Origin of the sequence: Ideonella azotifigens (assembly GCF_021043325.1) — a bacterium.
GTDB lineage: Bacteria > Pseudomonadota > Gammaproteobacteria > Burkholderiales > Burkholderiaceae_C > Ideonella > Ideonella azotifigens.
This window is the reverse complement of record NZ_JAJNKD010000016.1, coordinates 99,567-123,695: the sequence shown is the minus strand read 5'-3', so window position 1 is coordinate 123,695 and position 24,129 is coordinate 99,567. Positions and strand designations below refer to the sequence as shown.

General features: G+C 67.9%; 18 protein-coding genes. 9 read left to right on the top strand and 9 right to left on the bottom strand.

Translation table 11 applies throughout. From position 1 onward, the window contains the following. Positions 1 to 8: 8 nt before the first annotated feature. Both LRH25_RS25785 and LRH25_RS25780 read right to left on the bottom strand, forming a co-directional pair. Positions 9 to 983 (bottom strand): branched-chain amino acid ABC transporter permease, encoded by a 975-nt coding sequence (locus LRH25_RS25785; protein WP_231012813.1) that lies wholly within the window; start codon positions 981 to 983, stop codon positions 9 to 11. 157 nt (positions 984 to 1,140) lie between these two features. After that, positions 1,141 to 2,379, bottom strand: a complete 1,239-nt coding sequence (locus LRH25_RS25780; protein ID WP_141284288.1) for a branched-chain amino acid ABC transporter substrate-binding protein — start codon at positions 2,377 to 2,379, stop codon at positions 1,141 to 1,143. Positions 2,380 to 2,723: 344 nt separating this feature from the next. On the opposite strand from LRH25_RS25780, the gene LRH25_RS25775 reads away from it, so the two are divergent. Then, positions 2,724 to 3,908: a DUF4056 domain-containing protein gene (locus LRH25_RS25775; protein ID WP_170200681.1), complete on the top strand. Its 1,185-nt coding sequence runs from the start codon at positions 2,724 to 2,726 to the stop codon at positions 3,906 to 3,908. Positions 3,909 to 3,912: 4 nt separating this feature from the next. Here LRH25_RS25775 and LRH25_RS25770 read toward each other — a convergent pair whose 3' ends face one another. After that, the gene (locus LRH25_RS25770) at positions 3,913 to 5,568 is read right to left on the bottom strand and encodes a 3-(methylthio)propionyl-CoA ligase (RefSeq protein ID WP_141284284.1); all 1,656 of its coding nucleotides are present in this window, start codon (positions 5,566 to 5,568) and stop codon (positions 3,913 to 3,915) included. Between the two features lie 140 nt (positions 5,569 to 5,708). Between LRH25_RS25770 and LRH25_RS25765 the strand changes: the two genes are divergently transcribed. The 7 genes from LRH25_RS25765 (at position 5,709) to LRH25_RS25735 (ending at position 12,238) form a co-directional block, all read left to right on the top strand. Continuing rightward, the gene (locus LRH25_RS25765) at positions 5,709 to 7,226 is read left to right on the top strand and encodes a protein adenylyltransferase SelO (RefSeq protein ID WP_141284282.1); all 1,518 of its coding nucleotides are present in this window, start codon (positions 5,709 to 5,711) and stop codon (positions 7,224 to 7,226) included. After that, positions 7,223 to 7,642 (top strand): peptide-methionine (R)-S-oxide reductase MsrB, encoded by a 420-nt coding sequence (gene msrB, locus LRH25_RS25760; RefSeq protein WP_141284280.1) that lies wholly within the window; start codon positions 7,223 to 7,225, stop codon positions 7,640 to 7,642. Before LRH25_RS25765 ends, msrB begins: the two co-directional genes overlap by 4 nt. A gap of 11 nt (positions 7,643 to 7,653) precedes the next feature. Then, positions 7,654 to 8,313: a septation protein A gene (locus LRH25_RS25755; protein ID WP_141284278.1), complete on the top strand. Its 660-nt coding sequence runs from the start codon at positions 7,654 to 7,656 to the stop codon at positions 8,311 to 8,313. Between the two features lie 16 nt (positions 8,314 to 8,329). Continuing rightward, positions 8,330 to 8,614: a BolA family protein gene (locus LRH25_RS25750; protein WP_141284276.1), complete on the top strand. Its 285-nt coding sequence runs from the start codon at positions 8,330 to 8,332 to the stop codon at positions 8,612 to 8,614. 189 nt (positions 8,615 to 8,803) lie between these two features. Beyond that, positions 8,804 to 9,598 (top strand): peptidylprolyl isomerase, encoded by a 795-nt coding sequence (locus LRH25_RS25745; RefSeq protein WP_141284274.1) that lies wholly within the window; start codon positions 8,804 to 8,806, stop codon positions 9,596 to 9,598. Positions 9,599 to 9,678: 80 nt separating this feature from the next. Continuing rightward, positions 9,679 to 11,226 (top strand): dienelactone hydrolase family protein, encoded by a 1,548-nt coding sequence (locus LRH25_RS25740; RefSeq protein ID WP_141284272.1) that lies wholly within the window; start codon positions 9,679 to 9,681, stop codon positions 11,224 to 11,226. Between the two features lie 79 nt (positions 11,227 to 11,305). After that, the gene (locus LRH25_RS25735) at positions 11,306 to 12,238 is read left to right on the top strand and encodes a DUF808 domain-containing protein (protein ID WP_141284270.1); all 933 of its coding nucleotides are present in this window, start codon (positions 11,306 to 11,308) and stop codon (positions 12,236 to 12,238) included. Between the two features lie 86 nt (positions 12,239 to 12,324). Here LRH25_RS25735 and LRH25_RS25730 read toward each other — a convergent pair whose 3' ends face one another. Continuing rightward, positions 12,325 to 13,020: an ABC transporter ATP-binding protein gene (locus LRH25_RS25730; RefSeq protein WP_141284266.1), complete on the bottom strand. Its 696-nt coding sequence runs from the start codon at positions 13,018 to 13,020 to the stop codon at positions 12,325 to 12,327. Between LRH25_RS25730 and LRH25_RS25725 the strand changes: the two genes are divergently transcribed. Next, positions 13,019 to 13,726, top strand: coding sequence for an arylesterase (locus tag LRH25_RS25725; RefSeq protein ID WP_375140545.1), 708 nt, complete (start codon positions 13,019 to 13,021; stop codon positions 13,724 to 13,726). The genes LRH25_RS25730 and LRH25_RS25725 overlap by 2 nt on opposite strands. Before the next feature lie 56 nt (positions 13,727 to 13,782). Here LRH25_RS25725 and LRH25_RS25720 read toward each other — a convergent pair whose 3' ends face one another. The 5 genes from LRH25_RS25720 to LRH25_RS25700 form a co-directional block, all read right to left on the bottom strand. Then, positions 13,783 to 15,771, bottom strand: coding sequence for a DUF6600 domain-containing protein (locus LRH25_RS25720; RefSeq protein ID WP_231012806.1), 1,989 nt, complete (start codon positions 15,769 to 15,771; stop codon positions 13,783 to 13,785). 238 nt (positions 15,772 to 16,009) lie between these two features. Then, positions 16,010 to 16,708, bottom strand: coding sequence for a hypothetical protein (locus tag LRH25_RS25715; protein WP_141290376.1), 699 nt, complete (start codon positions 16,706 to 16,708; stop codon positions 16,010 to 16,012). After that, a complete protein-coding gene (locus LRH25_RS25710) occupies positions 16,705 to 17,721 on the bottom strand; it encodes a transglutaminase family protein (RefSeq protein ID WP_231012805.1) in 1,017 nt (338 codons plus the stop codon). The genes LRH25_RS25715 and LRH25_RS25710 overlap by 4 nt, the downstream gene beginning before the upstream one ends. Positions 17,722 to 17,729: 8 nt before the next feature. Beyond that, a complete protein-coding gene (locus tag LRH25_RS25705; protein ID WP_231012804.1) occupies positions 17,730 to 20,390 on the bottom strand; it encodes a circularly permuted type 2 ATP-grasp protein in 2,661 nt (886 codons plus the stop codon). A gap of 102 nt (positions 20,391 to 20,492) precedes the next feature. Next, on the bottom strand, positions 20,493 to 24,053 hold the full coding sequence (locus LRH25_RS25700; protein WP_231012803.1) for a transglutaminase family protein: 3,561 nt from the start codon (positions 24,051 to 24,053) through the stop codon (positions 20,493 to 20,495). Positions 24,054 to 24,129: the final 76 nt, after the last annotated feature.

Sequence of the window (24,129 nt, the reverse complement as noted above, 5' to 3'; positions counted from 1 at the left end):
TCATTGCCTCATTCCTCCCGTGTGCCCATCAAGCCCTTGGGCCGGAAGATCAGGATCAACACCAGCAGCAGGTACGGCAGGATGGGCGCCGCCTGCGCCAGCGTGATGCGCAGCAGCGGCCAGCCCCGCGAGCCTTCGTGCACCGAAGCGCCGAAGCGGTTGAACAGGTCGGCCAGCGAAGCGTCCACCGTCAGCGGCAGCGTCTGCAAAAGGCCGATGACGATGGAGCCGACAAAGGCCCCGGCCAGCGAGCCCATGCCGCCCACCACCACGACCACGAAGATGATGGAGCCGACCACCGCGGCCATCGCCGGCTCGGTGACGAAGGTGACACCGCCGATCACGCCGGCCAGCGCCGCCAGTGCGCAGCCGGAGCCGAACACCAGCATCAGCACGCGCGGCACGTTGTGGCCCAGCGCCTCGGCCATTTCCGGGTGGGTCAGCGCCGCCTGGATCACCAGGCCGATGCGGGTGCGCGTCAGCAGCAGCCACAGCGCAAGCAGCATGCCCAGCGAGACCAGCATCATGAAGGCGCGGGTCATCGGGAAACGCGAGCAGCTGGCTGCCGCCTCGCCTGCGGACTGGCACATCTCCGGCGGCGCCACGCCCGCCACGATGGACAGCCCGTGCTGGGCCGACTGCACCACCGTGAAGGCCGAGCTTTGCAGCCAGGCCGGCGGCACCGCCGGCACCGGCGTGCGGCCCCAGATCAGCTGCACCACTTCCAGCACCACGTAGGACAGGCCGAAGGTGATCAGCAGTTCGGGCACATGGCCGAACTTGTGCGCGCGGCGCAGTGCCGTGCGCTCGAACAAGGCGCCCAGGCCGCCGACGATCAGCGGGGCCAGCACCAGCGCAGCGGTGAAGCCCAGCCAGTTGCTCAGCGAATAGGCCACGTAGGCGCCCAGCATGTAGAAGCTGGCATGGGCGAAGTTCAGCACGCCCATCATGCTGAAGATCAGCGTCAGCCCGGAGCTGAGCATGAACAGCAACAGCCCGGAGCTGAAGCCGTTCAGCAGGTTGATCAGGATCTGGTCCACGGCAGGTGATTCCAGTGACGTAGAAAGGTCGACAAAAAGGGCCCGGCGGAGCGGCGTCCGGCGGGCCCGGTTCAGGCGCGCAGCGGCGCGCTCACCCTGCTCAGGGCCGCTTCATCTGGCACGAGGTGGGCGTGCTGGAAACATACGCGTCGTAGGCCTTGACCTCGGCGAAGGTGTAGCCGGTGTTCTCGACGCTGTAGTTGTTCTTCGCGTCAGTCTTCTGCCAAACCGAGATGAACAGCGGCTGCTGCAGTTGGTGGTCGGTCTTGCGCATCTCGACCTCGCCGTTGAAGCTCTTGAACTTCAGGCCTTCCATGGCAGCGGCGACCTTCACCGGGTCGGTGGACTTGGCCTTGGCCATCGCGTCGCTCAGCAGCGCGAACAGGTGGTAGCTGGAGCCCGTGTACCAGTCGTCGTTGAACTTGGTCTTGAAGTCAGCCATCAGCTTGGCGGTCGCGCCACCCATGTTGGAGGTGGCGTAGGCGACCTGGAACACACGACCGGCTGCCGCGGCACCGAGCGCGGTGGGCGTGCCTGTCACGCCGGCGTAGTAGGTGTAGAACTTGACGTTCAGGCCGGCGTCGTTGGCCGCCTTCACCAGCAGGGTGAGGTCGGATCCCCAGTTGCCGGTCACCACGGTGTCGGCGCCGGAGGCCTTGATCTTGGCGACATATGGCGCGAAGTCGCGCACCTGGGCCAGGGGATGCAGATCTTCGCCCGCCACCTGCACGTCCGGACGCTTGCGCGCCAGCGCGTCCTTGAAGTATTTGGCCACCTGCTGGCCATGCGAATAGTTCTGATTGATCAGGTAGACCTTCTGAATGTCCTTCTGGTCCTTCATGAAGGTGGTCAAGGCCTCCATCTTCATCGAGGTGTCGGCGTCCAGCCGGAAGTGCCAGTAGCTGCACTTGCTGTTGGTCAGGTCGGGGTCTACCGCAGAATGATTGAGGTAGACGACTTCCTTGCCCGGGTTGCGCTCGTTGTGCTTGTTGATCGCATCGATCAGCGCCAGTGCAACGCTGGAGCCATTGCCCTGGGTCACATAGCGCACACCCTGGTCGATGGCCGACTTCAAGGCATTCAACGACTCGGCCGGGCTGAGCTTGTTGTCAATCGGGACGACTTCAAACTTCACGCCGGCCGCATTGCCCTTGTTGAACTGCTCGGCAATGAACTGGAAGCTCTTGACCTGGTTCTGGCCGACCGGGGCCATCAGCCCGCTCAAGGGGTCGATCCACGCGACCTTGACCGTTTCGCCCTTCTGGGCGTGGGCCAGGCCGGTGGTCATCGCCAGCGATGCCGTGACCACCATGCCAAGCCATTTGTAGCTGATCTTCATCGGGCCGTCTCCTGTTGTGTTTGATGCGCTGCACTGAAGCCAGTCAACGGTAACGGAAGCCCCTGTGCAGGGCTTCAGGGACTACCACTAAAGCTTGTCGCGCCCGGGACAAAGCCGCGGGAAAACGCCATGCGCGCGGGCCGGCCGTGCAGCGAGCGATGCAAGACCCCTCTTCCGACGATTGCTTGTGCCCGTCGCCCACAAGCGGATCGCGGGCCAGGCCTAGCATGCGGGCCGGTTCGGCCCAATGTGGAGAGGGAGGCGGCATCGTGTGGAATTCCCATCGCATCAGACACAGTTGCGCAGCGCGACTGAAGCTTGCCGCGGCAGTTCTTGGCCTGGCCATGTGCGCGGGCAATGGCAGGGCCGCGGCGCTCGATGCGCAGGAGGCCGGCTTCGCCCCCGGGGTGCGCCTGGGCACCATCCCGGCGCTGCATACGCTGCGCGGCGTGGACAACATGTTCTTCGACGTCCACTTCGTCGGCCAGCACGGCTATCGCGACCATCGCGGCGAAAGAGGGGGGCTGGTTTACACCTGCGCAGCCGGCTTCCTGGACGTGGACCACCTGCGCCAGTCCGCAGATTGGGTGGCCTACCTGCACGGCCGGCTGGGCGCGGCCTGGGCCCGCCAGGACCAGACGCTCAAGTTCACCGTGCCTGCCGGCGACCGCGGCATGCAAGTGCGCGTCACCTTGCAGCGCCCTGCGCTGGCGCAGGGATCGCCCCCGCCCTGGCCCGAACTGGACACGCTCGCACGCCGCATGGCGTTCCTGATGATGACCTGGCACGAAGTGCTGACCTGGTTCGACTACCGCAGCACCTTCCTGGCCCCCGAGAAGATCTCGGCCTTCACCTATGAGGACACGCTTTCGCACGTTGTCGGCATCGAGATCGGCGCGCGCGCGGTGGCCCGGGCAGGCGTGGCCTACGCCACCGCAGTGGACGAGGAACTCAAGGCCCTGCCGGAGCGCTACGGGGCCCAGCCGATCGCGGTCACGCGGCAGACCTTTGCGCGCGTGAGAAACCGTTGGTGGCGCGGCGACAGCGGCTGGCCGCACAACGAGTTCATCACGGGCCGGGACCTGGCCCTCGGGCTGGATGGCTCGCCGCTCCAGCCCTGGACGGTGCCCGACCTGGCCGCCTGTGCCGGCAGCGCGCCACGCAGCTTCAGCAGCCGCGAACTGGTGTTCGACGCCCCCGCCGATGGAGCGCAACATCCGCCGTCCGAGCCATCGACCTCTGGCGCCATGCCCACCCTGGCCGACCCGGCCGAAGCCGCGGTGTCCGCCACTGCAAATGGCGCCGCGCCGGTCCCGGCACCCTTTGTGCTCCAGTTGCGCATCGACTCGACCGCGCGCGAACTGCAGCCCGTGCTGGCCCAGCTCTTCCCCGAGCAGGCCGGTGCCAAGGCCTTCCAGCTCAACCCGCGCGCGGACCTGCTCAAGCTGATGCTGGAGATCGAACGCCGGGTGAAGGCCGAGCTGGGTGACGACGCGACTTCGCCGGATCGGCTGCTGCGCCGCCCCTGAGGCTTTAGGCGCCAGGCAGCCGGTGCTGCTTGAACTGCTCGCGCAGCTTGAGCTTCTGCAGCTTGCCGGTGGCCGTGTGCGGCAGCTCGGCAACGATGGCCACGTCGTCCGGGATCTGCCACTTGGCGATGCGGCCTTCGAAGAAGCCCAGCAGGTCCTCGCGCGTGGGCGACATGCCAGGTTTGGGCACGACCACCAGCAGCGGCCGCTCATCCCATTTCGGGTGCTTGCAGGCGATGACTGCGGCCTCGTGCACGGCGGGATGCGCCATTGCGATGTTCTCCAGCTCGATGGAGCTGATCCACTCGCCGCCGGACTTGATCACGTCCTTGCTGCGGTCGGTGATCTGCATGTAGCCGTCAGGGTGGATCGCGGCCACGTCGCCGGTCGGGAACCAGCCGGGCTCGCCGTCCACGCTGACCAGCGGCGAAGGCGCGTCCTTCTGGCCGAAGTAACTGGCGATGACCCAGTTGCCGCGCACCACCAGGTTGCCGGCGGCCACACCGTCCCACGGCAGGCTGCGGCCATCGTCGTCGATGATGGCCATGTCCACGCCATAGATCACCCGCCCCTGGGTCTCCAGCAGCTTCTGCTTGGCCTCGGCCGGCAAGTCGTCGTGCTTGGACATCAGCTTGGACAGCGTGCCCAGCGGCGACATCTCGGTCATGCCCCAGGCGTGGATGACCTCGACATGGAAGTCCTCCTGCAGGGTCTTCATCATTGCCGGCGGGCAGGCCGAGCCGCCGATCACCGTGCGCTTGAAGCTGCTGAACTTCAGCCGATTGGCTTTCATGTAGGTCAGCAGGCCCAGCCACACGGTGGGCACGCCGGCGGAAAAAGTGACCTTTTCGTTTTCGAAGAGTTCGTAGAGCGACTTGCCGTCCAGGTGCGGGCCAGGCATCACCAGCTTGGCGCCGACCATGGCCGCGGTATAGGGAATGCCCCAGGCGTTGACGTGGAACATCGGCACCACCGGCAGGATCACGTCGCGGGTGGAGCAGTTCATCGCGTCCGGCATGGCCGCGGCGTAGGCATGCAGCAGCGTCGAGCGGTGGCTGTAGACGGCGCCCTTCGGGTGGCCGGTGGTGCCCGAGGTGTAGCAGATGCTGGACGCGGTGTTCTCGTCGAAGTCGGGCCAGCTGTAGGCGCCGTCTTCTGCGTCGACGATCTCTTCGTAGCACAGCAAGCCGGCAATGCTGCTGGCAGCCGGCATGTGCACGCGGTCCGTCATCAACACGAAGTGCTGCACCGACTTCATCTCCGGCGCCAGCTTCTCGACCAGCGGCAGGAAATTCAGGTCGAAGCACAGCACGCGGTCGGCTGCGTCATTGGCGATCCAGGCAATCTGCTCCGGGAAAAGGCGCGGGTTGATGGTGTGGCAGACCAGCTGCGAGCCGGAGCTGCCGTAGTAGATCTCCAGGTGCCGGTAGCCGTTCCAGGCCAGCGTGCCGACGCGGTCACCCGGCTCGCAGCCCAGCCGCGCGAAGGCCTGCGCCAGCTTGCGCGCGCGAAGTTCGATGCCGGCCCAGTTGGTGCGGTGCACATCGCCCTCGACCCGCTTGGACACCACCTCCACTTCACCCGCATGCCGCGCTGCATGGCGCAACACGGAACCAATCATCAGCGGCGTGGTCATCATCTGGCCCATCAAGGCGCTCATCGGGTGTCTCCTGCAAGGTGGCAAAACAAGCTCGCTCGATGATAGGCACGCAGCAGCGCCAGAGGCCTTGCGCGGCCTCAGATGAAACCCGAATGCCCCTCGTCGCCAAGGCGACAGTCGCGCCTGCCTACACTGCCGACATGTCTGCCGTACAAGTTGCCCCGCAAGCCGCCCTGCCGCCACCGCCCGCCGCCTGGCTCAACCGCTTTGCGGCGCTGGGTGCAGGCTTTGCCACCCGCCTGCCCGCGCAGGGCCTGCCAGACCCGCACTGGATTGCCGCCAGCGAGGATTGCGCACGACTGCTGGGCTGGCCCGAAAACTGGCAGCAAAGTGAAGGCGCGCTGGCCGTGCTCAGCGGCAATGGCAGTTGGCCCGGCATGGCGCCGCTGGCCAGCGTCTACAGCGGGCATCAGTTCGGCGTCTGGGCCGGCCAGCTGGGCGACGGCCGCGCGCTGCTGCTGGGCGAGCTGGACACGCCTGCCGGTCCGATGGAGTTGCAGCTCAAGGGCGCCGGACTCACGCCCTACTCGCGCATGGGCGATGGCCGCGCGGTGCTGCGCTCGTCGATCCGCGAATTCCTCTGCTCCGAGGCCATGCACCACCTGGGCATTCCGACCACCCGCGCGCTGTGCCTCACCGGCTCGGCGCTGCCGGTGCGGCGCGAGCGCGTGGAGACGGCGGCAGTCGTCACGCGCGTGGCGCCCAGCTTCATCCGCTTCGGCCACTTCGAACACTTCGCGCACCATGGCCAACCCGAGCGGCTGCGCCAGCTGGTGGACTTCGTCATCGCCCATCACTACCCCGCTTGCGCCGAGGCACCGCAGCCGGTGCTGGCCTTGCTCGGCGAGGTCACGCGGCGCACCGCGCGGTTGCTCGCGCAGTGGCAGTCTGTCGGCTTTGCACATGGCGTGATGAACACCGACAACATGTCCATCCTCGGCTTGACGATCGACTACGGCCCGTTCGGCTTCCTCGACGCCTTCGACCCGAACCACATCTGCAACCACTCGGACGACAGTGGCCGCTACGCCTTCGCGCGCCAGCCGCAGGTGGCCTGGTGGAACCTGCATGCGCTGGCCCAGGCGCTGCTGCCACTGGTGGGCAGTGGCAAGGGCGAGGAGGCCGATGCCGAACTGCTGCGCGCCGAACTGGAACCTTATGGCCCCGCGTTCAGCGAGGCCATGACCTCGCTGATGCTGGCCAAGCTGGGCCTGCAGGACACCCAGGCTGGCGACGGCGCGCTGGCCGACGGCCTACTCCGCCTGATGGCCGCACAGCGCGCCGACCACACCATCGCCTGGCGCCGGTTGTGCGACTTCAGCACGGCACTCGAGGCCCGCAACGACGCGGTGCGCGACCTTTTCGTCGACCGCGAGGCTTTCGACGCCTGGGCGGCAGACTACACCCAGCGCCTGCGCCAGGAAATGAGCGACGACACTGCGCGGGCCTTGCGCATGCGCCAGGCCAACCCCAAGTACGTGCTGCGCAACCATTTGGCCGAACAGGCCATCCGGCAGGCCGAAGGTGGCGACTTCAGCGAAGTGCAGCGCCTGTTGAAAGTTTTGTCGCGCCCGTTCGACGAACAGCCTGAACACGATGCCGACGCCGGCTTCCCGCCCGACTGGGCCCATCACCTGGAAGTTTCCTGTTCCTCATGAGCCACGATCACGACGACCCGCGCTACCCCGTGCGCAAGACCGATGCGCAATGGCGCGAAGAGCTGGACCCGACCGAGTACGCGATTGCCCGCCACGCCGCCACCGAACGCGCCTTCACCGGCAAATATTGGGACCACTTCGCAGGCGGCACCTACCGCTGCATTGGCTGCGGCGAGCCGCTGTTCAGCTCGGACAGCAAGTTCGACGCAGGCTGCGGCTGGCCCAGCTACTGGCAGGCGATTGACGACGGCAAGATCGAGCGCGTGGTCGACACCACGCACGGCATGACGCGGGTCGAGGTGCGCTGCGCCAAATGCGGCTCCCACCTGGGTCATGTGTTCGAAGATGGCCCCGAGCCGACCGGCGAGCGTTTCTGCATCAATTCGGCAGCGATAGACTTCGCGCCGAAACCGTAAAACGCCTCGACATGAAACTGCTGTTCGACCTGCTGCCCGTCATCCTCTTTTTCCTGACCTTCCGCGCCACCGAATCGCACAAGGAATGGGCCGGCGAATTCGCCACCCAGCATTTCGGCGCACTGGTCTCGGGCGGCGTGGTCGCGGCCAGCGAAGGGCCGGTGATGCTGGCCACCTTGGTCACCATCGTGGCCACGCTGTGCCAGGTCATCTACCTGAAGCTGCGCGGCCGCAAGGTCGACCTGATGCTGTGGATCAGCCTGACGCTGGTCACCGTGCTGGGTGGGCTGACCGTGTGGCTGCACAACGAAACCTTCATCAAGTGGAAGCCCAGCGGCCTGTACTGGGCTTTCGGGTTGACGCTGTGGATCAGCCAGGCGCTGTTTCGCAAGAACCTGCTGCGCAGCACCATGGGCGATCAACTGGTTTTGCCGGACGCCATCTGGCAGCGCCTGAATTTCGCCTGGGTCGGCTTCTTCGGCATGATGGGTTTGCTGAATCTATGGGTCGCGTACAGCTTCACGACAGAAACCTGGGTCAGTTTCAAACTGTTCGGCGGCACCGGATTGATGCTGCTGTTCATCCTGGGCCAAGGCCTTTACGTCAGCAAATACATGCCCGAAGAAGGTGAAGCTTCCGCGCCGGCACCAGGCCCTGGCAGCGGCCTTTGAAGGCTGAGAAACTCCCATGACAAACGCTCTGCCCACCCATGCCACAGCCGCGGCACTCGAAGCGGTGTTGCAGGCCGCGCTGCAGCCCAGCGCGCTCGTCGTGCAGGACGACAGCGCCTCGCATGCCGGCCATGCCGGCGCCCGTGAAGGCAGCCATTTTTCGGTCCGTGTGGTCAGCGAAAGCTTCACCGGACTGTCACGAATTGCACGGCATCGCCTCGTGTATGATGCTTTGGGCCCCCTGATGAGCCGGGGCATCCATGCCTTGGCACTGGACGCACGCGCTCCGGGCGAAGTCTGACCGCGAACAGCGAATCCACCCATCACCCATCCGCGTCAAATCAGGTCCTTCAAATGAAGGTCTTGTCTTCATCGCCGAATCTGGCCTGAACCCAATATCTCCTGTGATCGCGGCTGCGTGGGTATATCTGCCTCGCGCCTTCCTTTTTCATCTCATCGACAAAATCGAGTCCCCCGAAAGGCGACACGCATGAACTTGAAGTCCACTGTCTTGCTGGCGGCCATGGCCGTGATCCTGCCGATGGGCGCATACGCCCAGAACATTGCCATCGTGAATGGCAAGCCTGTTCCGAAGGCGCGTGTGAGCATGCTGATGCAACAGGCAAGCCGCAACGGCCAGCCGGTTGCCCCTGAAATGGAAGCCCGCGCGAAAGACGAAGTCGTGCTGCGCGAGATCTTCGCCCAGGAAGCCGAGAAGAAAGGCATTCCCGCGACGGCAGACTACAAGGCCCAGCTCGAACTGCTGCGCCAGACCGTGCTGATCCGCGAGCTGTTTGCCGACTATCAAAAGAAGAACCCTGTCACCGACGCCGAAGCCAAGGCCGAATACGACAAGGTGAAGGCTTCTTCCAGCGGCACCGAATACCGTGCCCGCCACATCCTGGTCGAGAAGGAAGAAGACGCCAAGCGCCTGATCGCCGAGATCAAGGCCGGCGCCAAGTTCGAAGACCTGGCCAAGAAGAATTCCAAGGACCCGGGCTCGGCCGAAAACGGCGGCGACCTGGACTTCGCCAAGCCTGACGCCTACGTGCCGGAATTCGGCCAGGCCATGGCCGCGCTGAAGAAGGGCGAGATGACGCAGGAGCCGGTCAAGACCCAGTTCGGCTACCACATCATCAAGCTGGAAGACTCCCGCGAAGCCCAGTTCCCGGCCTTCGACGACGTGAAGGCCCAGCTGATGCAGCGCCTGTCGCAAGCCAAGCTGCAGAAATACCAGGAAGACCTGCGCGCCGCGGCGAAGACCGACTACAAGTTCAGCCAGTGAGCGCTGATCACCCAGCGAACCAAGGCGCCAACAGGCGCCTTTTTTTCGTCCGCCGAAAGGCAAGCTTCAATCGGAGTCCCATGCGCTCTCTCCTGCTGTCACTGGCCTTGTTGCTCGGCCTGCCCTGCGCAGCCCGCGCCGAATCCAACTTCACCCGGCTCAACCCGCCGGGCCCCCATGCCGTGGGCCTGCGGGTGATTGAGCAATACGACTTCTCGCGTGGCTACCGCGGGCCCACCGACACGGTCACCGGCAAGCCAGTGACCGGCGAGCGCGCCCGGCCGGTCCAGACCCTGATCTGGTACCCGGCCGAGACCGGCGCAGCCCCGGCGATGAAGGTGGTGGACTACCTGCGCCTGGGCGCCGGTGACGACGACTTCTCACGCCCACCCGCCGAACGCGCGGCCCAGGCCGCCCAGTTCGTGCAAGGCCGTGTGGCCGCACTGCCGCCAGCGCGTGCACAGGCCGAACTGGCCGCGCCGATGCTCGCGGTGCGGGACGCAGCCGCGGCCACTGGCCAGTGGCCGGTGGTGATCTACGCGCCCAGCTTCGGCGCCTGGTCGTTCGAGAACGCTGACCTCTGCGAATACCTGGCCAGCCAGGGTTACCTGGTCATCGCCAGCCCCAGCATCGGCCAGAGCTCGCGTGAGATGACCAGCGACCTGGAAGGGGTCGAAGCCCAGGTGGCCGACATCCGTTTCCTGATCGGTTTTGCCCACGGCCTGCCGCAGGCGGACAGCAGCCGCGTCGCGGTGATCGGCTACAGCTGGGGCGGGCTGGCCAATGTGCTGGCCGCCGCCAAGGACAGCCGCATCGGCGCCGTGGTCAGCCTGGACGGTTCGGTGCGCTATTGGCCCGACCTGGTCAAGCAGGCCGGCTACGCGACACCGGCGCGCAACACCGCGCCCTTGCTCTACCTTGCAGCGCGGCCGGTGGAGATCGAAGAACTCTCGGAAGGCCGCAACAAGGCCACCAGCTACCTCAATCGATTGAAATACGCCGACGTCTACCGGGTCACGCTGTATCCGATGACGCATCCCAACTTCTCGGTGATGTTCGACCAGCGCCTGCGGCCCGACGAGCAATACCAAGACTACGACAAGGCCGAACTGTCGACCGCCTACGCCTGGCTGGAAACCTATGTGCGCCGCTTCCTGGACGCCTACCTGAAGGGCGACACCGCCAGCCGGGCCTTCCTGGACCTGCCGGCCGCCAGCAGCGGTGCGCCAGCGCACCTGCTGAAGGTCAATGCCAGCCACAGCCAAGGTACGCCGCCAACCCGCGCCAGCTTTGCCGCCGAACTGGCCCGCCGCGGTGCGGACCATGCGTCCGAGATCTACCAGTCCTTCAAGGCACAGGAGCCCGACTTCTCGCTGTCTGAAGACGAACTCAATGCCTGGGGCTACCAGCTGATAGGCATGGGCGACCGCAAGGCTGCGGTCGCCCTGCTCCGCCTCGCGGCCGAGCTGAACAAGGAAAGCTGGAACGCCTTCGACAGTCTGGGCGAGGCGTATGCGAACGACGGCGCCAAGGCGCAGGCCATTGCAGCGTACCGCCAGTCACTGGTGCTGAACCCGAAAAACGAACACGCGGTGGCCCAATTGAAGGTCCTGGGTGCCAAGCCCTGACGGCATTCGCACCGCAGCGGCCGGCTACCATGGCGCGCGGTGGCACGCCTGACCACCACCACAAAGGAACCCACGATCCATGGCTGCTGCCAACCTGCTCGCGCTGATCGACGATATTGCCACCCTGCTCGACGATGTCGCGCTGATGACCAAGGTCGCGGCCAAGAAGACCGCCGGCGTGCTGGGCGACGACCTGGCGCTGAACGCCGAGCAGGTGTCGGGCGTGAAGGCCGACCGCGAGTTGCCGGTGGTCGGGGCCGTCGCCAAGGGCTCGCTGCTGAACAAGGCCATTTTGGTGCCGGCGGCAATGGCCATCAGCGCCTGGGTGCCGGCGCTGATCACGCCGCTGCTGATGGTGGGCGGCGCCTACCTGTGCTTCGAGGGCTTCGAGAAGCTGTGGCACCGCATCACCCACAGTGCGCATGCGGCGGAAGACGAAGCGCACCACGCCAGCCTGCTGGCCGCGGTGGAGAATCCCGCGATCGACCTGGTGGCGATGGAGCGCGACAAGATCCGCGGTGCGATCCGCACCGACTTCATCCTCTCGGCCGAGATCATCGCGATCACGCTGGGCAGCGTGGCCGGCCAGCCGCTGGTCACGCAGCTGGGCGTGCTGGTGACGGTGGCCGTGGTGCTGACCATCGGCGTCTACGGCCTGGTGGCCGCCATCGTCAAGATGGACGACGCCGGCCTAGCACTGAGCCGCATCGAAGGCGATGGCGGCCTGCGGCCCGCGCTGCGCGCGTTTGGCCGCCTGTTGCTGGGCGCCGCGCCGTGGTTGATGAAGTTCCTGGCACTGGCCGGCACGGTGGCCATGTTCCTGGTCGGTGGCAGCATCCTGGTGCACGGCGCGCCGCCGCTGCACCACGCCATCGAAACCATCACAGCTGCCCTGCCCGGCTGGCTGCACGCCATTGGCGGCATGGTGGCCGACCTCGGCGTGGGGCTGGTGGCCGGTGCGCTGGTGCTGGCAGGGGTCAGCCTGGTGCAGAAACTGCGCGGCAAAAATTGAAGAAGCCAAGGAAACGCCGGGCCGCCCCAAGTTTCCTTGTCCCCCGCGGGGGGCGGGCTGGGCGCAGCACAGTCCTGGGGGCTCCATCAAGCAGGCAGGTCGGCCAGGGTTTCCGGCATCAGCCTGCCGGCTTCGATGCGCAGCTGGCGGGCGCAGCGGGCGGCAATGGCGCGGTCGTGCGTGACCATCACCAGCGTCGTGCCCAGCTCGCGGTTCAGGTCGAACATCAGCTGCATCACCCGCTCGCCGGTGGCGTGGTCCAGGCTGCCGGTGGGCTCGTCGGCCAGCAGCACCTTGGGCTGCACAACAAAGGCCCGGGCCAGCGCCACGCGCTGCTGCTCGCCGCCAGACATGAGCCGCGGGTAGTGGGCCAGGCGCTCACCCAGGCCCACACGCTGCAGCATCTCCTGCGCCTGGCTGCGCGCATCGCGCCGTCCGGCCAGCTCCAGCGGCAGCATCACGTTTTCCAGCGCGGTGCGGTTGGCCAGCAACTGGAAGCTCTGGAACACGAAGCCGAGCTTCTGTGCGCGCAGCGCAGCGCGTGCGTCCTCGTCCAGCGCGAACAGGTCCTGCCCGTCCAGCATGACCCGGCCTTCGCTGGGCGTGTCCAGCCCGGCCAGCAGCGCCAGCAAGGTGCTCTTGCCGGAACCCGAGGCGCCGACGATGGCGACCGATTCCCTGGCCTGCAGCACAAAAGAGATGTCGTGGAGAATGGTCAGCGTGCCGGTGGCATCGCTCACCCGTTTGGTGACCTGTTCAACGGCAATGATGGGTTCTGACATGAAGGCGAAGAAGATGGAAACCGCACCGCGCCTGCAGGGGCTGCGACGCCGGATCTTGCACTGTAGCGTGCTGCTGGCCGCGCTGTCGGCCAGTGGCGGCATGGCCCTCGCGGCCACGCCTGCGGCATCTACCGCACCGGCTGCCGGTCAATCCAGGGTGCTGGTCGTGGGCGACAGCCTGTCGGCCGAATACGGCCTGGCACGTGGCAGTGGCTGGGTGGCCTTGCTGGGCCAGCGGGTGGCGGCCGAGAAGCTGCCGTTCGAAGTGGTGAATGCCAGCATCAGCGGCGACACCACCGCCGGCGGCCGCAGCCGGCTGCCGGCCCTGCTCAAGCAGTACCAGCCCAAGGTGCTGGTGATCGAGCTGGGTGGCAACGATGCCTTGCGCGGCCTGCCGCTGGCCAGCACGCGGGACAACCTGACCGCGATGGCACTGGCAGGCAAGGCCGCAGGCGCGAAGCTGCTATTGATCGGCATGCAGGTGCCGCCCAACTACGGCGCGCAATACACGCGCGACTTCGCCGACGTGTTCAGCAGCACCGCCCAGGCACAAAAAGCCGCGCTGGTGCCCTTTCTGCTGGTCGGCATTGCCGACCGGCCGGATGCAGAGCAGCTCTTCCAGCCCGACCGCATCCACCCCAAGGCCGAAGCGCATCCGCGCATGCTGGACAACGTCTGGCCGGTGCTCAAGCCGCTGCTGCGCTGAACCCACTCAACAAAACACCCGCCGAAGCGGGTGTTTTTCATTGGGCCTGAAGCGGTTCAGTTCGGGTCGCGACGCGGATCGCCCGGGCGGCCACGCTGTTGGCCCTTGTCCTGCCGTTCGGCGGGTTCGGCACGTGGTTGCTGCTGTGGTTGCGGCACGGGCTGGACCTGCGGGCGAGCCTGCGGTTGCGGTTGCTGGGCCTGCGGCCGCTCCGCCGGCTGAGGGCGTTCCACAGGCTGCGGCCTTTCCACTGCCTGGGGCAGGCGCTGGACCTGTGGCCTCTCCACCTGTTGCGGCTGCACCCGCTCTGGCTGCTGCACAGCCGGGGCCTGTGGCCTCACCACCTGCGCGCCGCGGTGCCACATGCCGTTGTTGTCGTCGCCATCGTCCCGCTGCTGCGGCTGGCCACTGTTGAGCTGGCCGTTGCGCGGGTTGCCGTTGAAGGCAGCGTTCGGGTTGTGCGGCACGTCCGGACGGTGGCCAACGCGGTTGTCGTCCTCGTCCTGTGCCTGCGGACGGCGGCCCGGTTGCTGCGCAGCCTGCACGCCTTGCGGCGTGGCGGGCAGCGGCTGCACGCTGGGGCGTTGACCATTGTTCGGCCGCTCGCCGTCCGGCCTCGCGCCAGGCTGCGGTTGCTGTGCCACGGGCTGCCCACCAAACTGCCCCCCGGGCCGGCCCGGTGTCACACCAGGCAACGGCGTGACGACCGGCCGGTTCGGCTGGCGGGCTGAAGGCGGCGGCTGCATGGCCTGGGCCGGTGCCTGCGGCGGTGCTGCAAGGGCAACGGCGTGACCAGGCTCGCGCACCACGCGGCCGACCACGGCGTCCGGCACGCGCTGGGCGCTGCCGCCCACGGGCTGGCGGTTGAACATCACCGCCGAAGGCACGGCCGTGATGCCGCCGGGCACGCCACGGTTGGTGTACATCACAGGCGCACCGGGCGACTGGCGCGGCGGCTGGTAGTTCGGCGGCAGGCGCACATGGGTGTAGTTGATGCTCTGCACGTAGCGCGGCGAGTAGCGGTAGTACGGCACAAACACTTCACGCGGCGCCAGCGGCACCCAGCCGACGACCGGCCCGCTGCCAACCGAGACCGACACGTTCCAGCCCGGGCCGGAACCGCCCACCCAGGCAACCATGGCCGGCGCATACACCGGGCGGCGCACGTACTGGCCTGGTGCCCAGCACCAGCGGCCACGCCAGTTGACCCAGCGGCCGTAGTGGAATGGTGCGAAGCCCCAGGCGGCATCGTCCTGCCAGGTCCAGCCCCATGGGCTGACCCAGATCCAGCGGCCGTAGCGGTACGGCGCCCAGTCTGTCTGCACCACCGTCGGCGTCCACACCGCACCGTACTCCGGGTGTGTGTCCCAGTTGCCCTGGCCAGCCAGGTCTTCTGCACCGGTCATCTCGGGCGAAACCGGGTAACGCTGCTGATCGGCGCGTGGCGGCTCGCGGCCATCTTCATACAGCGCCCAACGCTCGAAATCGTCGTCTGCCGGGGCACCCCAGCTCAGCGCCAGCGGGCCGCGGCCTTCGTTGCTCAGGATGGCGCGCTGGCCGGTTCGCAGCGCCACGCTGCGGCTGTCGCTGTTGAACTGCAACTCGCCAGTCAGCACGCTGGCCTGTTCCTGATCGTCGGACACATCCACCCGGAACAAGCCGGTGCTGCGCGGCAGATAACTGCCCTCACGGGTGTTCAGCGACACCTCCCGGATCAACTCCGGCTCGCGCACCCGCACAATGGCACTGCCGCTGTAGAGCCGCAGGTCCACGCGGTCATCGTCCAGGCGCTCGATCGCCAGGTCGGTACGTTCGTCCAGCCGCACGGTGGTCGAGCCGATCTGCAGTTCCAGCCGAGATTCGCGGTCGGTGGTCAGGCGGTCACCGGTGGTGAAGGGGCGATTGCGCTGCAGGTCGAACCATTCACGCTGGCCTTGCTCCTGCATCCAGGCCTGGCCACGCACCTGGGCCACGCGGCCGACACGGCCTGGCGGATCGTCTTCCGCCTGCGCTGCCGGCGCCGCGGCCACCCAGAGGGCCAACACCGCCAGGGCGGCACCGGCACCTCGGCGCCATGCGCTGCCCCGGGTTCCCGTCACCCGGCCAGCCGGGCGCTTCGAAGACAAAAAGGATTGCATGCGGGGACTAACGTTCAGGCCGCCATCTGCGCTGACCCACTGCGGGTCAACCCCAGCACCAGCCGTATCCATTGGTGACAAAGCCACGCTCAACCCGGGGCCAAAGCTCACGGTTTTCAGGCAATCCGCGCGCCCGAAGCCCGCTTCAGGCGCCGGAGATGGCCAGGCTGGTGAGTTCGACCGATTGCGACATGCCTTGCGAGCAGCCGTCCAGCCACACTCGCAGCAGCGGTGCGCTGGTATCTGCGCTGACCGTGGGCGCACCGGAGAGCGCGGCCACGCCGTTGTAGCTCGCCGTCCAGGCCAGGCTGGGGCCGCCTTCCAGGTGCAAGGTGCCGGGCATCGCGTTGAAGCCGACCACGTTCCAGGTGTAGCGCTGGCCACGGTAGACCAGTTCCAGCCGCGGCACGTCGGTGTCGAACTGGCCCAACCCCAGGTCCCAGCGGCTGACTTTCAGGTCAATCGCCAGGCGCTCGTAGCTGCCGGCGCTGAGGTGGGACTCGGTCAACGCCACCTCGGCCGCCGCTTTCGGGCAGGCCACGCTGCCGGTGACCGGATCGGTGATGTAGAGCGCTGCGGCCATCTTCAGCAGGCCATTGCCCAGCGTGGTGCTGGCGGCGCTGGCCGGCTCGGCAGTCAGCTGCCAGCCGTCGGCGCTGCTGAAATCCCATTGCTGCGCGACCGTCAAGCCGCCGCTGTTTCCGGAGCTTCCCGAGCCGCCGGAACCGGCCGGCGTCGAGCTGCTGCCATCGCTGCCTCCACCGCCGCCGCCACAGGCGGAAACCGCCATCGCCAGCGGCAACAGGCAGGAGGAAAGGGGAAACAGGCGACGAAACAGCATCATGGGGCATCGGCAGGAACAGGCCGTGCGGGCGGCGTGGCATCGCCACAGCCAACCTCTTCCGGCGGAAGCGCATTGTCCAACGGTTGCACCGTCACGGCCACCCGTGGCAACGCGCGGCCACCGCCGCGGATCACGCCGCGCAGCGGCGCCACATCGCCATAGTCGCGGCCCCAGGCCAGCGTCACGTGGTCCATGCCAGCCGGCACGTCGTTGGTCGGGTCCAGCGCCACCCAGCCCTGCTCAGGGCACCAGATGGCCATCCAGGCATGCGAGGCATCGGCGCCGATCAGCCGCGGCTGGCCTTCTGGCGGGTTCGTCAACAGGTAGCCGCTGACGTAACGGGCCGCCAGGCCCAGCGAGCGGCAGGCACCAATCATCACGTGGGCAAAGTCCTGGCAAACGCCGCGCGACAGCGCCAGCGCCTCGGTCGCCCGGGTGTTCACCGAGGTGCTTTGCGGCTGGTAGGCCATGCGCTCGTTGACCAGTTGCATCAAGGCCAGCGCGCCGCCCATCACCGAGCGGCCCGGCGTGAAGGCCAGCCGGCCGAAGGCGGCCAGCTGCGGCGAGCGCGGCGCGAAATGCGAAGGCAAGGTGAACTCGACCGCCTCGGCATGCGCCACGCCAGCGTGGTAACGCAGCGCCTCGGCCACGTCTTCCCACGCCGGGCTGTTTTCGGGGTCAGGGGCTGCGGCAGGCGTGAGCCCCACCTCGAAGCGGGAGCTGACGCACAGCCGCTCATGCACCCGCGAATGGCTGAAGGCCAGCCGGCCATTGCCCCAGCAGTCGAAGCTCATCTGGGTGGCGGGCGCCGGGCCGGTGTCACTGGCCAGTTCTTCCCATTCGTCGGGTGCCGGGTCGATGGACAGCGACCAGTCGCGCACCAGCTGGCTGTCGGTGGCGCGCGGACTCAGGTAGGCCACGTGATGCGCCAGCTCCACCGGCGCGTCATAGGCATACAGCGTGTCGTGCTGCACGCTCAGCCAGCGCATTTCTTCATCCGTCTCGCTGCTCATCTCGCCGCTCATTGCCAGACCAGGTGATCCACCGCGCCAACGTGCGAGAACATCTTGCGGCCGATCGCGTCCGACAGTGCCAGCGCCTGCTCGCTGCAGTCGCGCAAGGCGGTGATCAGCGCAGTGTGGCTGCCGTCCTCGTCGCACGCGGCCAGTTCGGCCAGCGGCCAGGACTCCGGCGTGGGCAGCGGCGCGGCCACTTCCGCGGCCCAGGCCGCCTCGTGGCGGGCCAGTTTCAGGAAACGGCCACGCAGGGTCTGCGCCACCCAGCCCAGCGAGCGTGGGTTGTCCAGATCGCGCACCAGCAGTTGCAGCAGCGGCGGCACTTCGCGCCGGGCCTGGAACTGGGCCCGGTAAGTGATGGTGGAGTCGAACAGGCCCAGCAGCAGCGCAAAGCCATCGTCGCGCTCGGGCAGGCCGTGCTCGAAGCCGGTGGCCAGCGCGTGCGACAGGAAGTCCAGCCGCTCGATCTGCCGGCCCACGCTGAGCAGGCGCCAGCCGTCGTCGCGCGTCATGCGGTCGGTCTGCGCGCCGGTGATGGCGGCCAGGTGGGTGGCGGCGCGGTTCAGCACGCCCAGCACGTCCGACAGCGGCTCGGCCGAGCCGGACTCGAAGACCGAGGCCAGATGCTGCTGGAAGTTTTCGCCAACCTCGTTGATCAACTTCCAGTGCTCCTGCGAAAGCCGCTCGCGCAAGGCCTGGGCGCAGCCCTGCAAGGCTTGCAGGTTGAAGGCTACGCTGGTCACGCCGCGGGTCTCGCCCAGCGAATGCACCAGCGAACGTTCGAACACCCGCAGCGACTGGGCCGGCGACGGCACGCCGGCACTGACCAGGCCATGCCGGCGCGCCAGCACGTCCAGCACCTGCAGCACGGCTGGCGAAGCACCGTGCAGCATCGAGCCGGACAAGGCCTCCAGCGTCAGCCGCGCCAGGCGCAGCAGGTTCTCGGCACGCTCGGTGTAGCGGCCCAGCCAGAACAGGTTCTCGGCCGAGCGGCTGGTCACCGTGCGGTGCCAGCCGGCCAGGTCGTCCACGCTGAGCGGCGGCGGCAGCAGCGTGGTCGGGTCGACCGCGCCATCGGTCAGCACCCAGGTGTCGACGCTGGCACTGCCGCGCTGCATCGACAGCCACGGATCGTGAATGCCATCGCGGCGGTGGGCCACGCGGGTCAGCCCGCCGGGCATCACGCGCCAACCGCCAGCACCGTCCGCAATCGCGAACACCCGCAGCACGGCGGTGCGCGGCTCCAGCGCGCCCTCGCGCCAGACCGGCAGCTGCGACGGCCGGGCGCGCGACAGCAGCGTGTGCGCCGGCGGGTCGGCTTCGATGCGGCCGGCCAGCGCGGCGCGCGCGCTGGGCGCCTGCGTGGCCATCAGCACCGGTGTGAAGCCGGTGGTCGTCTCGCTGGACGGGAAGGTCGGCGCGACGACGAATTCTTCCAGACGCGCCTGGTGGCGCTGCCAGACCGAGGCTTCGCCGCACCACCAGGTGGTCGTCGTCGGCAGCAGCAGGTCTTCGCCCAACAGGCGCTCGCAGACCGCTGGCCAGAATGCTGCCAGGCCCGGGCTTTCCAGCCAGCCGGAACCGGGGCTGTTGGCAACCACCACCTCACCGGCGCGCAGTGCCTGCAGCAGGCCGGGCACACCCAGCGCCGAGTCGGAGCGCAGCTCCAGCGGGTCGAGGAATTCGTCGTCCACCCGGCGCAGCACGCCGTGCACCCGCTCCATGCCGTGCAGCGTCTTCAGGTACAGCCGGTTGGCGCGCACCGTCAGGTCACCACCTTCGACCAGCGTGATGCCCAGGTAGCGCGCCAGGAAGACCTGCTCGAAATAGGTTTCGTTGTGCGGACCGGGTGTCAGCAGCACCACGCGGGCACGCTCGCCCGCCTTGCTGAGCCGCATCACGCCATGCAGCAAGGCCTGGAACGAGGCCGCCAGGCGCTGCACCTTCAACTCGCCGAAAGCTTCCGGGAACTGCTGCGAAATGATGAGCCGGTTTTCCAGCAGGTAGCCCAGGCCGGAGGGCGCCTGCGTGCGCTGGCCCAGCACCCACCAACCGCCATCCGGCCCACGCGCCAGGTCGAAGGCGGCCACGTGCAGGTGCACGCCGCCCGGCGGCACGCAGCCGTGCAGCGGCCGCAGGTATTGCGGGTGGCCCAGCACCAGCGAAGGCGGCAGCAGGCCTTCTTCCAGCAGCAGGCGCTCGCCGTAGACGTCGCTCATCGCGGCGTTCATCAGCTTGGTGCGCTGCTGCACACCGGCCTCAATGCCGGCCCACTCTTCCGGGCCGATCAGCATCGGCAGCAGTTCCAGCGGCCAGGCGCGTGGCACGCTGGGGCCGTCGTCATAGACGTTGTAGGTCGCGCCGTCCTCGCGCACCCGGCGCTGCACGCGCGCTGCGCGGTTGGCCAGGTCCAGCCATCCGGCCGAGCCGTTGGCGCGGAAAAAACGCTGCCACAGCGGCGCGATCTCGGGCCGCGGCGTGCCAGCTTCTGGCGTGCCGGCAGGCTGCGCGTGCAACTCGTCGAAATGGCCGTCGTCGCTGCGCTGCGCTGCGGCCTGCACAAAGGCCAGCGCGTCCGGCAGTTCGTCTGGCAGCAGCGATTGCTGCGGCTGCGCGGACGAACCGGCCGGGTTGAGCGGAGAGGAAGACAGCAAGCTCACGGACATCTCGACATCATGCCCTGCCCCGGCCCGGGGCCAGCTACGTGCTGGCCCTCGCGCACGGGGCGGATTTCACGGCACCGCGCCGCGCGCACCTCGCTGCGCGGCTCAGCGCCAGGCACGCCGCAAGTCCAGGGTGAACGGGAACTCCTGGCTGCGTTGCGCTTCGGGCGCCTCCACCGGGCCGCTGGTGTGACCCAGCGGCGAGAAGCGCGCCAGGCGGCGGCTCTCGGCCTCGAAGGCGTTCACCGGGAAGGTGTCGTAGTTGCGGCCGCCCGGGTGGGCGACGAAATACTGGCAGCCGCCCAGCGAACGGTTCATCCAGGTGTCGACCACGTCCACCGTCAGCGGCGCCTGCACGCCAATGCTGGGGTGCAGCGCCGAAGGCGGCAGCCAGGCGCGGTAGCGCACGCCGGCCACGAACTCGCCGGCCACGCCGGTCGGCTGCAGCGGCACCGTCACGCCATTGACGGTGATGCGGTGGCGCGTGTCGATCAGGCCGCTGACCTTCAGCTCCAGCCGCTCCAGCGAGGAGTCGACGTAGCGCACCGTGCCGCCAGCGCTGCCCTCTTCGCCCATCACATGCCAGGGCTCGAGCGCGTTGCGCAGCGTCAGGTGCAGGCCACGCGCAGCGAACTCGCCGACCTTGGGGAAGCGGAACTCGAAGTGCGGTGCGAACCAGCCGCCGTCGAAGGCGTAGCCGGCCTGCTGCATGTCCTCCATCACGTCGTCGAAGTCCATCTGCACGAAGGTCGGCAGCAGGAAACGGTCGTGCAGCTCGGTGCCCCAGCGCACCAGCGGCGCGCGATAGGGCTGCTGCCAGAATCGCGCCACCAGCGCACGCAGCAGCAGCTGCTGGACCACGCTCATGCGCGCATGCGGCGGCATTTCGAAGGCGCGCAGCTCCAGCAGGCCCAGCCGGCCGGTGGCCGAATCGGGCGAATAGAGCTTGTCGATGCAGAACTCGCTGCGGTGGGTGTTGCCGGTCACGTCGACCAGCACGTTGCGCAGCGCGCGGTCCACCGTCCAGGGCGGCACGGCCGGGCCGCCGGCCTGGGCCGCGTCGGTCAGGCGGAAGATTTCGCCGAGCGCAATCTCCAGCTCGCGCAGCTGGTCGTTGCGGGCTTCGTCCACGCGCGGTGCCTGGCTGGTCGGGCCGATGAACAGGCCAGAAAACAGGTAGCTCAAAGACGGATGGTTGTGCCAGTAGCCCAGCAGCGAGGCGAGCAGTTCGGGCCGGCGCAGGAACGGCGAATCGGCCGGCGTGGCGCCGCCCATCACGAAGTGGTTGCCGCCGCCGGTGCCGGTGTGCCGGCCGTCGACCATGAACTTCTCGGACGACAGGCGCGACTGCCAGGCCGCGTCATAGAGGAACTCGGTGTGCGCGACCAGTTCCTTCCAGCTTTGCGCCGGGTGGATGTTGACCTCGATCACGCCCGGGTCCGGCGTGACCTGCAGCAGCTTCAGGCGCGGGTCGCGCGGCGGCGGGTAGCCTTCCATCACGATCTTCACGCCCAGCTCGGCCGCCGTGGCTTCCACCGCGGCCACCAGCGCCAGGTAGTCCTCCAGCAGCTGCAGCGGCGGCATGAACACGTACAGCACGCCAGTGGCCTGGCCAACCTTCTCGGCCTTCGGACCGTTGGCGCGGCGCGGGTCGCGCACTTCCACGCACAGCGCCGTGCGCGTCAGCCAGTGGGCCGACTCGTGGCGGCCGGGCAAGGCCTGTGCGGCCAATGCATCGGCGCCGCCAGGCACGTCGCGGCCGGACAGCGGGCCCTTGGGGTTGTCGATCAGGCCATCGCGCTCGGCCAGCTCATCACCTTCGGGCGCAGCGCCGTCCGCCATGCCCAGGCCTGTCGAATGCGCCGGGCCACCAGGCTCGCCACCGATCACCGGCCATCCTCGAGCACCGGCGGCGCTGCCTTCGGCCTTGTCGCCCAGCACCGACTGGCTGCGGTACGGCACGCTGGCGGGCAAGGCGTCGCGCGGGGCAAACGGGTCTTGCGGGTACTGGAACGGGAACTGAGATTCGCTGACCCAGGGCAGCGAGTCCAGCGGCAGCCGGTAGCCCATCGGCGAGTCGCCAGGGAACAGGTACATGCGCTCGTCGCGGAAGAACCAAGGGCCCGTCTGCCAGCGGATGCCGTCCAGGCTCGGCCCTTCGGCTCGCTTGATCGGCAGCACGTAGCCCACTTCGTAGGCCAGGCCCTGGTCGAACACGCGGCGCAGGCGCAGGCGCTCCAGTTCGTCTTCCAGCTCAGACTCGAACGGGTCCACATTGACCGGCAGGCGGCGCTCGCGCCACAGGTAGTACCAGGTGTCTTCGTAGCCGGTCTGCACGAACTGCGTGTCCAGGCCCAGGCGGGTGGTCAGCGCGTCGATGAAGCGGCGCGCGTCGGCGCTGGTGTAGCGGTGCGCGTCGCGCTCGTCGGCAAACAGCGAGGGGTCTTGCCAGCAGGGTTTGCCGTCGGCACGCCAGTAGATGGACAGCGCCCAGCGCGGCAACTGTTCGCCCGGGTACCACTTGCCCTGGCCGAAGTGCAGGAAGCCGCCCTTGCCGTATTCGGCGCGCAGGCGCTGCACCAGGTCCTGCGCCAGCATGCGCTTGGTCGGGCCCAGCGCGTCGGTGTTCCATTCGGCGCCGTCGCGGTCGTCGACCGAGACAAAGGTCGGCTCGCCGCCCATGGTCAGGCGCACGTCGCCGGCTTCGAGCTGGCGGTCCACGCGCTCGCCCAGCTGCAGCACCTCGGCCCACTGGTCCTCGGTGTAGGGCTTGGTAACCCGCGGGGATTCCCAGACGCGGCTGATGCCCATCTCGTGGCCGAACTCGACCTCGCACTCGTCCACCGCACCGCTGATGGGCGCGGCGCTGGAGGGCTGCGGCGTGCAGGCCAGCGGAATGTGGCCTTCGCCGGCCAGCAGGCCGGAGGTCGGGTCCAGGCCGATCCAGCCGGCGCCGGGCAGGTAGACCTCGCACCAGGCGTGCAGGTCGGTGAAGTCGACCTCTGTGCCGCTGGGGCCATCCAGCGCCTTGACGTCCGGCGCCAGCTGGATCAGGTAGCCGGAGACAAAGCGCGCGGCCAGGCCCAGGTGGCGCATGGTCTGCACCAGCAGCCAGCCGGTGTCGCGGCAGGAACCGGAGCCGTTGACCAGCGTTTCCTCCGGCGTCTGCACGCCGGGCTCCATGCGGATCAGGTAGGAGATGTCATGCTGCAGCCGCTGGTTCAGCGCCACCAGGAAATCGATGGTGGTGGTTTCCTTGCGGTCGATGCTGGCAAGGAACCTGGCGAAAGCCGGCGTGGGCGGCTCCACGACCAGGTACGGCGCCAGCTCGCGCGCAAGCTCCAGCGAGTAGGTGAACGGGAAGGTCTGGGCGTCGGGTTCGAGGAAGAAGTCGAACGGGTTGTAGACCGACATCTCGGCCACCAGGTCCACCGTGACCTTGAACTCGGTCGTCGGCTCCGGGAAGACCAGCCGGCCCAGGTAGTTGGCAAACGGATCCTGCTGCCAGTTGATGAAGTGGTTGGCCGGCTCGACCTTCATCGAGTAGGCCAGGATGGGCGTGCGGCAATGCGGCGCCGGTCGCAGGCGCACGACCTGCGGCGAAAGATTGACCCGCCGGTCATACCGGTAGTGGGTGACGTGCTTGAGCGCGACGTGGATGGACAAGGGATTTCCTTTGCGTCGGTCAACGACAGGATGAACGGTTGTCGATGTCTGCGGCGCGCGCGAACCGGCTGGCACC